Source organism: Paenibacillus typhae, from assembly GCF_900099765.1.
In the GTDB taxonomy this organism is placed as follows: Bacteria; Bacillota; Bacilli; order Paenibacillales; family Paenibacillaceae; genus Paenibacillus_AQ; species Paenibacillus_AQ typhae.
This window is the reverse complement of sequence record NZ_FNDX01000019.1, coordinates 41,593-57,064: the sequence shown is the minus strand read 5'-3', so window position 1 is coordinate 57,064 and position 15,472 is coordinate 41,593. Positions and strand designations below refer to the sequence as shown.

Sequence of the window (15,472 nt, the reverse complement as noted above, 5' to 3'; positions counted from 1 at the left end):
GTAAATATGCGGGTTAACCTGGACATCTTTATAAATCTCTACGTTGAAAGCGATATAGTCCAATTAGCAGTGCGACAAGGGTATACCCTATAGCATAAATAATGAAGGTATCCGATGGACCAGTACCCCCGCTAAGCATACTAAAGCTGCCGCTTGTTATATCTACTATGCCACTGAGCTCCTTAATGCTAAGCAGTTCAGTTGTCATTCTGCGCTGCAGGCTATCTGCAGGCATAGCCATAGAGATGAGCCCGGTGAGATTATGCAGCATCACCAATCCGTCAGGCTCAAGCCGCAGTGATCCGCTTAGCTTATCCAGCATGCCTCCAAGCCAGCCTGCACCATAGAGCATCGTCATAAGGACACCGTTGCCGAGTGCAGAGAAAATGCCTGAGCCGAGCATCGCCAGGCTCACCAGTAACGGAACAGTGGACACAAACAGCAGAAAGGCTCTGAGCAGCGCTGCAGGGTTCTGCGGAATCGCCGCATGGTACCGGGTAATAAGCAGGATAGAAGCGAACAGTACGCCTGCATAGATAACCCCAAGCGAGACATATCCAAGCCAGCGGCCAAAGTACCATTTCCAGCGCGGCAGCGGACGAGGCAGCATCGCCTGCATGATTCCTTGCTCTGCCTCCCCTGATACAGCTGAAAAGGAACTGAATATTGCCAGAAAAGCAATGACAAAGGAACCGAAGAAAAAGCCAAGCATCAGAATAAAGGCCCCGTTTGTGAACCGGGCAATCATGGTGCTGAAGCTGATCATTCCGTTTCCGTCAAAGACATCATTTTTACCAATTGTCTGTGCAACAAACCAGAAAGCCAGCAGGAAAACAACAGTCAACAGCAGGGTAAGCAGCATTACTTTTTTGCGGAGCAATTCCTTCCAGGTCATGCCGGCAATGATCCTCATTCCTTCTCCCCCCTGTGACTAAGGCCTGATACGGCATCCATGAACCAGCCCTCGAGACGTTCCTTTTTGCGTGTTGCTTCATATAAAATCATTCCCTGCTCAATAATCAGAAAATTCAGCCAGCCGGCCTGCTCCTCATTATCCAGCTCTGCTTCCAGCCAGACAACACTTTCGTCCTCCGGTGATGCAGCCTCCTGATTCACTGTTTCATGGAGCTGAAAGCCCGTCTGCTCATTCAGCCAGGATAATAAAAAAGGCGAACAGCCGCCGACTTTAAAAAGCCAGGTGCTTCGCTTGCTGAGCAATTCCGCTGCTGTGCCATGCCGCAGGATTACACCGTCATTCAGCAGTGCCATCCTGTCACAGAGTGCCTCTACATCGCCAAGAAGGTGTGAGTTGAGAAAAATGGTAACTCCCTTCGCCTTCAGCCGCTCCAGAATACTCCGTACCTCTGCCCTGCCAACCGGATCAAGCGCTGAAGACGGCTCATCCAAAAAAACAACCTGCGGCTTATTTATCAGCGCACAGGCTAAGCCAAGCCGCTGCTGCATTCCCTTGGAGTAATGCTTGACGCGGTCTTTGCCGCGCTGTCCAAGCCCGACCTCCTCCAGCAGCTCGGGTATTCTCCGCTGGGCAGCTGTCTTATCCATCCTGCATAAACGAGCGTGCAGCTGCAGCACCTCTAAGCCGGTCAGCCATTCCTGACAACGGTACAGCTCCGGCAAATAACCGATGCATGCGTTTGCCTCCATAGACCCGATTCTGTGCCCGAAGATACTTGCCTGCCCGCTTGAAGGAGCTATGAGCCCTACCAGCATTTTCACAAAGGTACTTTTACCGGCCCCGTTGGGACCGAGGAAGCCGAAGGCTTCCCCTTTTCCCACCGTTATCGTTACATCGCGGCAGCCGCGTCCATTCCCGTATTCTTTGGACAATAACTGCGTTTCTATTGCCGCTTCTCTCATTCAGTAATCAGCTCCTGCAGCTTAGCGATAAATTCATCTTTATCGGGATACCGGCTGCCGCCGGATAATTCAAACATCTGTCCCTCACGAATCCAGGTTGCATTAAAAACGGGATCCTGGCTGTAATCGAACTCCTGGAGGATTACTGGTGTACCGGCTACCGTTATTTCCTTGGCTGAATCCCCTTTAATCAGTGGCATTGGTAATTCACCGGCGAGTACCCGGCTCTGCTGCAGGCTCGTTTTCCAATGCTCCGGCAAAATCGGTAAGTTTAGTACAGCCTGCAGCGCTTCGTCCACCTCGATCGACGAGTCCATTTTAATACTTGGGGTATCCATTTGTGACAGGCTGGCCCATTGGCCGTCTGCCGTGGACAGATCATAAATCACGGTCTCCGGCAGATGAAGGGTGATCGGCTTCCCGTCAACCGATTCTGGCAACAATTGCTTCGCACCCAGCCGTTTGAGCGCCTCATTGACTGCGTCAACCTTCAGCGTCATTGTAGCATCACGGGATTCTGTCACTTGAACGGAATGAATGTCTTCCAGTATAGCTGTGTTCATGGCAGGGTACCCGACAACGGACTGCAGCTGGTCTAATAAGAGCGAGTCATAATAAGTTCCGTAAGTAGTCTTAAAGCTACCGAACTTGTTCACGGCCTCGCTAACTGCTTCACCTTCATTTATCTGATTGAACAGCTCGCGAATTTCACTTTCATTCACAACAGTAACATCCTGCATCCTGAACTGGTTGAGGATCGCCGCCATTGCCGTATTCCCGACTGGTGTAGCCAGAACTACAGCAGTGAGAGCAGCTGCAGCAGCGGCTGCAGCCCATTTACGGCTGCGGGTCATCCGCGTTTTGCGGCGGGATGAGGCTTTTGACGGCTTGACGGCTCCTGTAGCCGGAGCCTCACGTTCCGGCAGTCCGCCGGCATTATGAAGGGCAGAGCTGCTTATTCTACGGTTGGCTTCTTCCTCTTCAGCGTTGTAAGACCCGGCCTGGCCCCAGCTGTCCCATACCGGATTCACCGGCTCATCAGCCAGCAGCTTCTGCATTTTCAACCAGGCCGCATCTGTAGTTTCGGATCCGGATTTATTGGAAGATTTGATCTCTGGGTTCGTCATTATTTTATTCCTCCTATATAATAACTTGTTTACACGTATGCTTATTCCGTTTGCGGCAGTGCCTCCGCCGCCTGCTGCTTCAGCTTTTGGGTGGCCCGGCTCAGAAGAGTTCCCACAACCGGCGGCCTCACTCCCAGCTTCCCGGCAATTTCCGCATAGCTATAGCCTGAGTAGCGCAGCAGTAATACCTGACGGTCCCTGTCCGGCAGCTCGTCAAGCCACTGGCGGACATCCTCCTGCTCCAGCTTGCTGAGCACCGCCTCTTCGCCCGACGGCGGGGCGGCCCCTGCATCATAGAAAATCTCCTGCCTTTCCTGCAACAGCCTCTCTCTTGCTTTTTTGTTCAGATAATCGTAACCGGTCCGGGTAAGTACACGATGCAGCCACGCACCAACCGCCTGCGGATCATCCGGCGGGTTACGGTACAGCTTGAGAAAAACCTCCTGCGCCAGATCGTCTGCTGCCGATTCATCACGAACCAGAGCAGCCAGCTTTCGCCGCACTACGGTATAATGCTCATAGAACAATTCTTTAAACTTATCAGTTGATTCCGGAATATCCATTGTATTATTTCCTCCTTATCAGCTGCAGCTATAAGTAAGACGGCCGCCGGGACTATTTTATATCACTCACCTGAAAAATATTTTATCAGCCTTGATCAACAACACAAAAAGCAGCCCCCTAAATACAAGGAAGCCGCTTCAAATATTCATATTGGTGACCACATCGGATCAGATAATAATAACCCGCCGGGCATAAGCCTGACGGGTTATTCTATGGCCCCGGAAACAGCAGGTCCGGTATTATATTTATCTTCCCTGTTGTACTTTTATTACATCAGCTTTTTAATATCATCCTTAATCTGCTCGGATTGCGGACCGAATACAATCTGTACCGCACCCTGGCCGAGCCGCATTACCCCTGAGGCTCCCAGCTGTTTCAGGGCTGCATCTTTCACGGCCTTGTCATCATTCACATTCAGCCGCAGCCGGGTAATGCAAGCATCGATTGTACGGATGTTGGATGGTCCGCCGATATTCTCCAGAATCTTTGCAGCCCTGGAAGATGCCGATACAGTACCGCTTCCGACAGTAACCTCTTGCAGATCATCCTCCAGATCATCTTCGCGTCCCGGTGTCTTCAGGTTAAACTTCACAATGATGAAGCGGAACAGGACATAATAGAGCACGAAGAAGGCAAGCCCTACCGGAATCAGAATCCAAGCGTTCGTTGACTGCTTCATATTCACCAGGTAATCGATCAGACCGGCGGAGAAACCGAAGCCCAGCTTAACGTCGAGCACATACATCAGAAGTCCGGCGAGACCGGTAAGTACAGCATGCACTACATACAATACCGGTGCAACGAACATAAATGAGAATTCAAGCGGCTCAGTAATCCCTGTCAGGAAGGATGCGATTGCCGAACCGATAAAGATGGATGCAACCACCTTGCGTTTTTCAGGTTTAGCTGTATGGATGAAGGCTAAAGCCGCACCCGGAAGGGCGAACATCATAATCGGGAAGAAGCCTGTCATGAACATTCCGGCTGTTTTGTCTCCGGCAAAGAAGCGGGTAAGATCACCATGCACAATTTCCCCTGCCGCGTTGGTGAAGTCTCCGATCTGGAACCAGGCAATGGTATTAATGACATGATGCAGTCCGATTGGGATCAGCAGCCGGTTCGCTGTACCGAAGACGAATGCGCCAATTGCCCCCAGGCTGACTACCCAGTTCCCGAAATCACTGATTACATCCTGAACCGGGCTCCAGATCATACCGATGAATACAGCAAGCACCATCGTAGAGGCCGCAGTGATGATCGGTACAAAACGCTTGCCGGCGAAGAAGCCAAGCCAATCAGGCATTTTTACATTATGATATCTCTTGTACAGGAAGGCAGCCCATGCACCGGCAAAAATCCCGCCCAGCACACCCATATTCAATACGACATCATCATTAATGAAGGAGAACTGCAAAGGAACAATAGCCAGCACCTTGGTAAGGACCATATAAGCAATCAATGCCGACAGCGCAGCAACAGCATCACCGGCAAAACCAATGGCAACCCCGATAGCAAAGATAAGCGCCAGATTACCGAAAATCGCACCAGCGCCGGCGTTCAGGAAGGGGGCTACATACTGGTTTAAAAACCCTCCGACGACACTGCCAAACGGCAGATCCTTTTCATAATTAATCAGCCCGAACCCCTGCAGAATCGCAGCCGCCGGCATGGTCGCAACCGGAAGCATCAGAGACTTGCCTAACTTCTGTAGAAAAGCCAACATAATACAATCATCCCCTTAGATCATAGTTGGTATTGCTCTATATGTCGTTACTGTGCTGCTACTTTCAAAATCAGGTCTTTCCCCGCTGTAACCTGTCCGTGCAGGCACTCTACTGCCGGCGGTGTCTCCTCCATGCTGGTGACAATTACCGGAGAAATCGTAGCAAGGCCGGCTGCACGGATCGCTTCAAGATCAAACTCGATTAATAATTGTCCGGCCTTTACATGGTCGCCTGTAGCAGCATGACTCTGAAAACCGCTGCCCTTGAGGCTGACCGTATCAATTCCGATATGTAGCAGCAGCTGCAGACCGGAAGCGTGTTCAATAATCAGCGCATGCCCGGATTTCACGATATGGGCAATCTTTCCGTCAAAAGGTGCATACAGCTTGCCTTCTGCAGGCTCAATCGCAATCCCGCTGCCCATATGTCCGCCTGCAAAGGTATCATCCGGTACCTGACTGAGGTCAACCGCCTGCCCGCTCAGCGGGGCATTAATTTCTATGAATTGCACAGTACGCTGCTCTTCTTTTTTGGATTTCCATCTGGAAAACATCCGCACCACTCCTCTCATGCTGTTATTTATTTTTCTCTATGGTCTGGAACAGCCGGTGCAGGTGCATCGCCAGGAAGCATAGCTCCTCCTCAGGAACCTGTACTTCCAGCCTGCTCTGGATAACTTTCCCCAGCTTTTGCGCCAGCTTGTATTCCGTTTTGTATTCTTTCTTAATGTGCTTGACGAACGGATTGTCAATTAACGAGCCCTGCAGGATCCGTTCCAGGGAAAACCGCAGATGGATCATCAGCCGCACATGATTCATGCTGCCGTGCTCAAAGGTGATTTTCTGTTCGGTCCTGATCTGATCCAGCAGCTCATTGACCATATTCGATACCTTCACCAGCTGTCCGACCGGTACATTGCTTACCGCTGAATAGACATGATAAGTCAGAAAGCCGACCTCATCCTCCGGAATCTGTACATTGAATTCGGCACTGATTTTATCCGCCGCCTTGAAAGCGATCTCAAATTCCTTGGGGAACGTCATTTTGGTTTCCTGCAAGAAGGGATTGATGATATCCATACCGCTGCGCAGACGGTAGATGGTAAACTGGATATGGCTCGGGAGCGCCAAATAAATCTTGTCGTTTAACTTGCCGGGAAACTGACTGGTGATATCTCCGATAATCTCATCGGTGATCTTCATAACTTTCGGATCGATATCTTCCAGCAAAATCTGATACTGGCTCCATTCCTCCCGGTCTTCCAGACGGAACAGCTTCTCAATCCGCTGATCATTAACCTCAATCGCTCCGGTATCCTTGACTGCGAAACCGATGCCTTTGCCGATAATGACATATTCCTTGCCGTTCTTGCTTCCCTGCACCATAACAACATTGTTCCCGATGACCCGCTGCACTTGAAAGGTTTCGATTTCCCGCGACAAGTTCTCCCTCCTTCCCCTAATCTTCAGAAATTTGGCAACAAAAAAAGCCAAGAACCGCCTCATATACAATGAAGACAATCCTTGGCTCATGCCCTTAAAAGGTAACACGCCGTTTGTTATAAATGATCATTTATGAGCTAATCATAAATCATAGTCCATATTCCGTCAATGGTAATTTTAGAAAAGTCAAGCGGGGCTGCCGGGCTGTATATCCCGGGGCTTAATCAGCCTGCACATCCGTGTGACAACATCCTGTATCAAAACAGGCTTGCTTATGAAATCGGATGCTCCTGCTGCAAGGCATCTCTCCCGGTCTTCCTTCAAGGTTTTGGCCGAAACCGCTATGATCGGAAGCTCCCTGAGCCGCAGCTCCTCACGGATAATGGACATCGTATCATAGCCATCGAGGTTCGGCATCATAATATCCAGCAGAACCATATCGACCTCAGGCAGTTCCCTGACGATCTGCAGGCATTCATAGCCGTTGTGTGCCGTCAGGATGTTCATCTCATATGGAAGCAGGCCATTCTCAAGGGCATAAATATTACGCAGATCATCATCGACGATCAGCACCGTCCGTCCATGCAGCTTCTCATATTCTCTTTCAAATAACATGCTGTCATTCAGAGCCTGCTCCTGTTCGCGGGAATCGGCTGCTGTATTCCCCTCACTCGCGGCTGCAGCGGGATACCATGCTTCTAGCGGTATGGGTACAATATCAGACTCCTCCTGAAGGTATGGAAGATACAGGGTAAATGTGCTGCCCTTCCCTTCCTCACTCTGCAGAGTTATATATCCGCCAAGCAGCTTAGCGAGCTGAAGGGAAATGGATAGGCCCAGTCCCGTGCCTCCGAACCTTCGTGCAGTAGTGCCGTCCGCTTGCCTGAATGCTTCGAAGATAAGCTCGCGGTTAGCTTCCGAAATTCCGATCCCGCTGTCGGTAACCGCGAAGGCCAACATCTCCACCGGCCTGCTGTCCGGCTCATCAGGCTGGTATTCGGAACAGCTGATGTCTACCCGGACAAAGCCCTGCTCTGTGAATTTGAAGGCATTGGAGAGCAGGTTCCGCAGAATCTGATGCATGCGCATTTCATCCGTAAAAAACAGATCGGGTACGTTGTCATCCAGATTCACCGCAAACTCCAGCTGATGCTGGGCTGCCGTTTTTTCAAAATAAGCGGTAAGGAGCGCGGGCAGTTCAGTAAGATTGACAGCATCCATTTCAACCATCATTTTACCTGCCTCCACCTTGGAAAGGTCAAGAATATCGTTGATCAAGGCCAGCAGATCACTGCCGGAGGAATGGATAACCGAAGCATATTCCAGCTCCTCCTCCGTTAAAGAATTGTTGCGGTTCTCAACGAGCAGCTGGGACAGGATCAGCATACTGTTAAGCGGCGTGCGAAGCTCGTGGGACATATTGGCCAGAAATTCACTTTTGTAACGCGAACTGAGCTCCAGCTGCTTGGTGTATTTTTCCAGATCAACGGCAGCATTCTCGGCTACAGATTTCTGGTTTTCCAGCTCTCTGTTGAGATCCATCAGTTCGCTGGTGTGATTCTGCAGTTCCTCTGTCTGTACCTGAAGCTCCTCCGATTGCATCTGAAGCTCCTCCGACTGCACTTGAAGCTCCTCATTCATACTCTGGGAATCCTGGTATAGCTTCTGTATTTCCATTCGGGTCATAACGGAATTCAGCGATACCCCCAGTGCGCTCAGCAGCTCATACAACAGCTCCACATGGTAGGAAGCCCATTTGGTCAAGGAAGCGAACTCTACTACGGCAAGCGTCTTATTCTCAAAAACAACCGGGGCAATCAATGCAAATCTTGGTGCAGTCCGGCCCAGCCCGGAGTTTATACTGATATAGTCCTCAGGAAGATCCCCAATGAACATAACCTCCCTGTCTACAGCGCACTGTCCGATAAGTCCTTCACCGGCCTCTATCTGCACAGCTCCGTAAGGGATGTCCGTATCTGCACTTCCCGCATAGGAGTACATCCGTTTGTAAACCGCCCTCTTGTTTTCCTTCTCATTATTCAGGATATAAATGGCCCCGTACTGAATCTCAAAGGTCGTTGCCAGTTTGTTGACAAAGGTTCTGCTCATAACTGAAAGGTCTGTTGTTTCCTGCAGAATGATAGAGGTTGAAGCAATCTGCTCCGTACACCATTGGTCAACCTGTACCTTGTCGAGCAGCCTGTTCGTAGCCTCTCCAAGGTCGTAGACTTCATCCATGGTTTTGACTTTGAGCCTCTCGGACATATTCCCTCCGTCAGCGATACTGTTGATAGCCTGAATGACATGCTGCAGCGGCCTCACGATACTCACGGAGAGCAGGTAGGTTATAAGTAAGGCAAGCAGCACCACAAGTCCCCATAAAATATACATGGTTGTAATGAGCTTGTGGTTACTGTCTTTAAGCCTATCAATCCGTTCATTGGTCAGCGTTCGCTCATTATCTCTGAAATAGTCCGACTGGATTCGTATAGAATCAACCACCAACTTGCCAGGATCATTCTGAAAATATTCCGCAACTTCATCATTGCGGCCGGACTGCTTCAGATGTACCACATATTGCCCGGATTCCTGAATCCATTTTTCAATATCGCGTTTAATCATTTCGAGGTTTTCTATCTGGCTTGGGTTATCGGTTATAAGGGCTTTAAGCCTTGAATAATTTACAGTCCATTCGGACAGCCCGCTGTTAAAAGGCTCCAGATAGGTGGAGTTCCCTGTGAGTGCAAAGCCTCTTTGTCCCGTTTCCATATCCAGCACATTTTTTTCAATCCGGTATGTAAGCTCGTGTACTTCAATATCATGATCACTTAAATAAACGGTCTCCTGTTCCAGATCGGTGATCCGGCCGGAAACAATCACAAGGAACAGACCCAGCATTACAAGAATCACTGTATAACCGAGGGCTATTTTTCCGCGGATATTTAAACTCCTAGTCTGCTTGGTAAGCAAGAGTTCAACCTCCATCTTGCAGGATATAAATCTCTCTACCTTTAAGTTTACGCCGGAAGCAGCGTCAAACAAGCTAACGCCTGCTGACGCCGGTATTGGATCCTAAGGATTGTATGTGAAAATACGGCGGTTACAAGTATTTCTCTGTGCGGGGGAGTTTGTCCTTTAACTGGCGGAGGTTGCCCTCAAGTCTGGCCACAATATCTTCGAGATCCTGCGGATCAATTCCCCGGATGACTGGTGGCGTTGCTGCTGCAGCCTTGCTCTGCTCCTTCAAATCGCGCAGCTCCAGCTGCTGCTCCTGCCATTTATCCATCAAATCAGCGATGGTTGCATAAAACCGTTCGTAGTCCTTGATCACACTATCTAAAAAAGTGTCCACCTCTTCAGCATCGTAACCGCGCAGCTTCATGCTGAATTCCTTTTCATGTATGGTGAGTGCATCGAGCGTAATACCAAGCTGGCTGAACAGCTTTCTTTGTTTATCCAGTCTGCGTTTCATATGTTCGTCCATTGCTGTGACCTCCATGCTTTGTCTATGTTCTTATGGCAGTAATTATTATAGCAGGCTGAAAGCGGTATGAAAATATCACTAAAGTTGCAGTTTCTGCTCTATTTCTCCAGCTGATTGCCTGCCTAGTGAATAGGGTAAGGAAGATTACACAATAACACTACTCTAAACGCCGAAAGGAAGATGGAACCATGAGTCACTTAACAGATCAGCAGCTGGCTGCACTAAAGAATGCGCTGGAAGAACGCAGACAGGAGCTGGAGCAGCATTTCAAAGATAATGATGAAGAAAACAGCCTGCTCGGCGAATCGCTCCGGGTATCAACCGGTGAATTGTCAACGGTAGACAATCATCCGGCGGATGCAGGCACCGAAACCTTTGAACGAAGCCGGGATCTCGGCATTAATAATGCGCTCAGAGATGAGCTGGAAGATATTGAAGCTGCCCTGCAGCGGATGGAAGAAGGCACCTATGGGATCTGTGTCATCAGTAAGGAGGAGATCCCGTATGAACGCCTTGAGGCCATTCCTTATACACCTTATGCAGTTGAGCATGTGCCCGGCCGGGAATCTGCGGATGAACGCCCTGTTGAAGAACAGGTAATGACCCCGCCTCCTTCCGGGGCAGGCCAGACCCGCCAGGAGCATAGCGGCCGATTTGATGATGCTGACGCCTGGGATTCTGTAGAGGATTACGGAAGCGCAAGCTCACCCGTTCCGCTTCCCGGCCATGACTCGGATGATCAGGATTCCTGACGTTAATAATTATCTGAGACCGCTTTGTTAAGGATACCCAGGCAGCGGTCTAAATCAGTTTTTACCTGTTTTTTGTACAGCCGGGCTTTCTCCTCCCCGTCAGCCGTGAAATGATAAAGGACGATTTCCTGAAAATCGACCTTGGGATCATTCCCCTTCAGCTGCTTGGTGCGGTACAGTATTCCTTGCTGCACCAGCTCGTGCAGGGCGCGGTATACCTCACTCTGGGGAGGTGAATAGCCATAGGCTTTGAAATCCCTCCGCAAATCCTCCAGCATCTGATAACCATATCCCTTATGCTGCTCAACCATCGTAATCAGATACACCTTGATAAATGCCCGCTGGGCAATCATAAAAGCCATGTTATCCCTCCTGTTCATCTCCCGCCAGCCGGTACCCGTCAACGGAAAATATTAACTCTAGTATAGCGCCTATTTATCTAATTTCATAATTCGAAAGAATCATATTGTTGGATGAAATCTCACGGTATTAAAAACGACATTGTCCCCCTCTTCACGAATGACGGTATACCATTTGAGTGATGCGGGTTCACTTTTTCCGGCTTTGATGTTTCTAGGGTGAGACGAGAGTATTGGATATGGTTCGTTGGTGTAGGGAGGAGGTTATTTTTTTTAATGTTGTTATTGTGAATTTTTCATATGTTGTAATATTGACAATAATAATTAGAATACATAGGGTTATAATCTAAAGCATCATGCCCATTAATTCGCGCTAAATCATTTAGATAGCTAAATTTTTCAATATGATATTTCCGAGCAGCTTCCCGCCTTGGAGTCATTGAATCCAGTTCGTATCTTATGTTTTTTGATTTTTATTTCCTAATGTCTGTTTAGTGTGCCTAGTATGCTTATTGTGAATTTTTCATATGTTTAAATTACGTAAATAGATTATAAAAACGGTATAGCCGGTATATCTGTTGCACTGGGCAACAGGGGCTTAAAAATGAAAAACTGCACCTCCGGATAGGCTCCGAAAGATGCAGTCTTGATTATCTCATATTCATTTTACCGGAATAGTTATTCCGGTCTGATCTCACCATTCAGGCGAGATCCCGGTTACATCCGGTTACGGTTGTAGAGATCCGGATCACTGCCGGCATTCATGGAACCTCTGTTGCCCAGCGTATTCCCTACTGTGGTATCATCCGGAGTAAGGTCAGGGTTGGTAGCCCCTCTGTCAGCCAGCGTATCTGTGGTAGTATCCGAATTGTAAATAGAGTCATACCGGCTGGAGTTCAATGACCGGTTGCCGCGGAAGACATCATGGATTGCATTCCCTCTTCCGTTGTCATCGACAAGAACCAGGATTTTCCCGCTGTCGACATAACCTTCATATTCACGCGCTTCGTCCTCCGGAATGCCCAGGCCAATCAGGCCGCCGACAAGTCCGCCCGCGCCTGCACCGATAGCTGCACCTGTCAGTGTAGCCACAATCGGTCCGGCTGCGAGAATCGGCCCGATGCCCGGTATGGCAAGCGCCCCGATTCCGGCAAGCAGTCCGGCAACCCCGCCGACTACACCGCCTGTGGCTGCTCCGGTTGCTACACCTTCCGGCGCCATGGTGCCTGTATCTTCAGAAATACTTTGTAATTCATCACGGTCTCTGGTAATGATGGATATTTCGTCGTTTCTGATGCCTTTGCTCTGCAGATCTTCAATTGCTCTGGTTGCTTCTTGTTCCGTATCAAAGATGCCTACGATTTTTTTGGTAGTCACTTGAAGCCCTCCTTCGTAATTGTCGTTCGCTACATTATTACCCTATTATCGTTCAATCAAACAGTGTATAGGGATGGATGACAATTTGAAAGAGGAACAGACACCTAACAGGATTACTCAGATAATTAGATGACGAATTTGCACTTAGCATCACAGCTGATTGCAGCAGAAGTCGGCAGAAGCTATTGCTTAGGAACCTATACAGATCATTTATTGCCCGGCCGGGTCCGGCTGGTAGCCACCGCCTGCAGCGGATCATCCGGCCAATAGTGCTTGGGATAACGTCCCTTCAAGTCCTTTTTCACTTCGAAGTAAGTACTGCGCCAAAAGCTCCCCAGATCAGCGGTTACCTGCATCGGCCGCCTTGCCGGCGAGAGCAGATGCAGCAGCACTGGAACCTGTCCCATCCCGATCCGCGGCGTATCTACCTGGCCGAACATTTCCTGCAGCCTAACCGCCAGAACAGGAGCACCCGGGTTGCTGTAATCAAGCGGCACACGTGACCCGCTGGGCACCGTTATGTGAGTGGGTGCTTCCCGGTCGAGCGTCTGCCGGCTGTTCCAGTCCAGCATCCCTTCAAGCGCTCTGGACAGCTGCAGACGCTGCAGATCCCGCAAATTACGCATGCCCTGCAGATAGGGGCGAAGCCAGTCCCCTAATGTATTTAACAAAGCTTCATCTGAGACATCAGGCCAGTCTTTTCTGACCGTATGCATAAAAGCCATCCGCTGACGCAGCTGGGCCGTACCTTTGTCCCACGGCAGCATATCCAAGCCTTCTTCAGCAATTACGGACAGCAGTACCTCCTCAATCTCCTCTGCATCCGGGCGCTCATGCGTCGTTTCCTTTAATACCAGTGCGCCAAACATCGTCCGCCGGTGCGCTTTCACGCTTCCGCTCTCTTTGTCCCAGAAGACAGCCCGTTCCTCGGTCAGGCTGTCTGCATGGTGCAAGAGCAGATCTGCTTCAGCAAGCTCCGCAGCCAGCAGTATCCGTCCCTGCCCGGCGCGGTCATCCACGCCGGCGGCAGCGATGTAGGCCGAGCGGGCCAGCGGCTGCCCCTCGCGCATCGCTGCCCCCCGGCCGCCGGACAGCAGAAACGCGCCGTCACCGCGTTTCTGGCCTACCCGGTCGGGGTAGGCGAACGACAACAGCAGGCCTATGCGGCTGAGGTCGCCGGGCATTGTCTCCGGCGCAACCTTCAGCTGCGCCAGTAGCCCCCGGCTCTCGCGCTGCACCGCGCGCAGAGCCGCCGGGTCCGCGCTCCCGCTTGCGCCGGAGCGCTCAAAAGCAAGCAGCGCCTCCACGCGGAGCGTGATGTCGCTGCCCTGATCCGCGGGACCCTTGAACAGGTCCCGCTCCTGCAGCAGCGCCGCCAGCCGGCAGGCTAGCGGCGCTTCGTCAAGCGCCGCCGCGCGCAGCAGCATATGCGCGGCGCGCGGGTGTGCGCCGAGCGCGGCCATGCTGCGGCCGTGCGGCGTAATGGCGCCGCCGGCGTCCAGCGCGCCGAGCTGGCGCAAGAGCGCCGCGCCCTGCGCGTAAGGCGCAGCGGGCGGCGGGTCCAGCCAGGGCAGCGCGGCAGGACCCGGCACGCCCCACAGCGCCAGCTCCAGGGCGAGCTGCGCCAGGTCGGTCTCAAGCATTTCCGGCACGTTGTCCTCCGGAAGCCGGGCATGCTCCTCCCTGCTCCAGAGCCTGTAGCAGACTCCGGGTGCCGTCCGGCCTGCCCGGCCGCGCCGCTGGTCGGCCGATGCCTTGGATACCGGCACGGTAGTGAGCCGCGGCATTCCGGTGCGCGGCGAAAACACCTGGGTGCGCCGCAGGCCGGTATCAATTACCGTGCGCACCCCTTCGATTGTCAGGCTCGTCTCGGCGATTGAGGTCGCCAGCACCACCTTGCGCTCGCCTGGCAACGCTGCAGCCACCGCAGCATCCTGCTGCGCCTGCGGAAGCTGGCCGAATAGCGGCCGCAGAACCGTGCCCGCAGGAAGGCTGCCGCCGGCAAGCTCGCGCTGCGTCCGGCGGATCTCCCGCTCACCGGGGAGGAACACCAGCACATCGCCAGGCTGTTCCGCCAGGGCGCGGCGTACAGCGGCAGCTGCAGATTGTTCAAGTACAGCGTCATTACCGGCGGGTGCATAGATGGTCTCCACCGGGAACGTCCGCCCGGGACAATCGACGATGGCTGCACCGCCGAGCAGAGCTGAAACCCGTTCTGCATCCAGAGTAGCCGACATGATCAGAATCCGCAAATCTTCGCGCAGCACGGACTGCGCCTCTAGCGCAAGCGCCAGGCCAAGATCAGCATGGAGGCTGCGCTCATGGAACTCGTCAAATATGACCAGACCGACATCGCCAAGTGAAGGATCACTTTGCAGCATTCGTGTCAGGACGCCTTCAGTAACGACTGTAATACGTGTATGTCTGCTTACTTTGCTGTCCATCCGCATCCGGTAACCGACGGTCTGCCCCACTTGCTCCCCAAGGCAGGCAGCCATGTATAGAGCGGCCGAACGCGCCGCCAGTCTTCTCGGCTCCAGCATTAATATCGTTTTGCCCGCCATCCACGGCTCATCCAGAAAAGCCGGCGGCGTTCCCGTCGTCTTCCCTGCACCGGGTTCAGCGATAAGCACAGCAGCTGTGCTGGCGGATAATATTTTTTTCAGGTCAGGAAGCACCTGCATAATCGGAAGCTGTTTCATTCTGTATCTCCATAACTGTGTCTGTCTTATGTGCACTCTGATTGAATCACCAGGCGCCTCTTA

The 15,472-nt window shown here is 51.6% G+C and carries 13 protein-coding genes; 1 reads left to right on the top strand and 12 read right to left on the bottom strand.

Features of this window, described 5'->3' with window-relative positions; all coding sequences use genetic code 11:
• Positions 1 to 28: 28 nt before the first annotated feature.
• The 9 genes from BLR64_RS16455 to BLR64_RS16415 all read right to left on the bottom strand — a co-directional run bounded on the left by BLR64_RS16455 (position 29) and on the right by BLR64_RS16415 (position 10,219).
• The gene (locus BLR64_RS16455; protein ID WP_090715773.1) at positions 29 to 913 is read right to left on the bottom strand and encodes an ABC transporter permease subunit; all 885 of its coding nucleotides are present in this window, start codon (positions 911 to 913) and stop codon (positions 29 to 31) included.
• Positions 910 to 1,878, bottom strand: a complete 969-nt coding sequence (locus tag BLR64_RS16450; protein ID WP_090715771.1) for an ABC transporter ATP-binding protein — start codon at positions 1,876 to 1,878, stop codon at positions 910 to 912. The genes BLR64_RS16455 and BLR64_RS16450 overlap by 4 nt, the downstream gene beginning before the upstream one ends.
• The gene (locus tag BLR64_RS16445) at positions 1,875 to 3,005 is read right to left on the bottom strand and encodes a hypothetical protein (protein WP_090715770.1); all 1,131 of its coding nucleotides are present in this window, start codon (positions 3,003 to 3,005) and stop codon (positions 1,875 to 1,877) included. The genes BLR64_RS16450 and BLR64_RS16445 overlap by 4 nt, the downstream gene beginning before the upstream one ends.
• A 41-nt stretch (positions 3,006 to 3,046) precedes the next feature.
• Positions 3,047 to 3,568 (bottom strand): sigma-70 family RNA polymerase sigma factor, encoded by a 522-nt coding sequence (locus BLR64_RS16440; protein ID WP_090715768.1) that lies wholly within the window; start codon positions 3,566 to 3,568, stop codon positions 3,047 to 3,049.
• A gap of 269 nt (positions 3,569 to 3,837) precedes the next feature.
• Entirely contained in the window at positions 3,838 to 5,292 is a 1,455-nt protein-coding gene (gene nagE, locus BLR64_RS16435; RefSeq protein ID WP_090715766.1) for an N-acetylglucosamine-specific PTS transporter subunit IIBC, read from the bottom strand.
• 47 nt (positions 5,293 to 5,339) lie between these two features.
• The gene (locus tag BLR64_RS16430; protein ID WP_090715764.1) at positions 5,340 to 5,846 is read right to left on the bottom strand and encodes a PTS sugar transporter subunit IIA; all 507 of its coding nucleotides are present in this window, start codon (positions 5,844 to 5,846) and stop codon (positions 5,340 to 5,342) included.
• Positions 5,847 to 5,868: 22 nt separating this feature from the next.
• The gene (locus tag BLR64_RS16425) at positions 5,869 to 6,735 is read right to left on the bottom strand and encodes a PRD domain-containing protein (RefSeq protein ID WP_244157733.1); all 867 of its coding nucleotides are present in this window, start codon (positions 6,733 to 6,735) and stop codon (positions 5,869 to 5,871) included.
• Between the two features lie 186 nt (positions 6,736 to 6,921).
• A complete protein-coding gene (locus BLR64_RS16420; RefSeq protein ID WP_244157732.1) occupies positions 6,922 to 9,705 on the bottom strand; it encodes a CHASE3 domain-containing protein in 2,784 nt (927 codons plus the stop codon).
• A 130-nt stretch (positions 9,706 to 9,835) separates the two neighbouring features.
• Positions 9,836 to 10,219, bottom strand: a complete 384-nt coding sequence (locus tag BLR64_RS16415; RefSeq protein ID WP_090715762.1) for a DivIVA domain-containing protein — start codon at positions 10,217 to 10,219, stop codon at positions 9,836 to 9,838.
• 188 nt (positions 10,220 to 10,407) lie between these two features.
• On the opposite strand from BLR64_RS16415, the gene BLR64_RS16410 reads away from it, so the two are divergent.
• Positions 10,408 to 10,971 carry a TraR/DksA C4-type zinc finger protein gene (locus BLR64_RS16410; RefSeq protein ID WP_090715760.1) on the top strand — a complete coding sequence of 188 codons (564 nt, stop codon included), beginning with the start codon at positions 10,408 to 10,410 and terminating at the stop codon, positions 10,969 to 10,971.
• A 2-nt stretch (positions 10,972 to 10,973) separates the two neighbouring features.
• Here BLR64_RS16410 and BLR64_RS16405 read toward each other — a convergent pair whose 3' ends face one another.
• The 3 genes from BLR64_RS16405 to hrpB form a co-directional block, all read right to left on the bottom strand.
• On the bottom strand, positions 10,974 to 11,333 hold the full coding sequence (locus BLR64_RS16405) for a replication termination protein (RefSeq protein ID WP_068726179.1): 360 nt from the start codon (positions 11,331 to 11,333) through the stop codon (positions 10,974 to 10,976).
• 714 nt (positions 11,334 to 12,047) lie between these two features.
• Positions 12,048 to 12,707 carry a general stress protein gene (locus BLR64_RS16400; protein ID WP_090715758.1) on the bottom strand — a complete coding sequence of 220 codons (660 nt, stop codon included), beginning with the start codon at positions 12,705 to 12,707 and terminating at the stop codon, positions 12,048 to 12,050.
• A gap of 206 nt (positions 12,708 to 12,913) precedes the next feature.
• Complete coding sequence (gene hrpB, locus BLR64_RS16395) at positions 12,914 to 15,409, bottom strand: ATP-dependent helicase HrpB (protein WP_090715757.1); 2,496 nt, start codon at positions 15,407 to 15,409, stop codon at positions 12,914 to 12,916.
• Between the last annotated feature and the right edge of the window lie 63 nt (positions 15,410 to 15,472).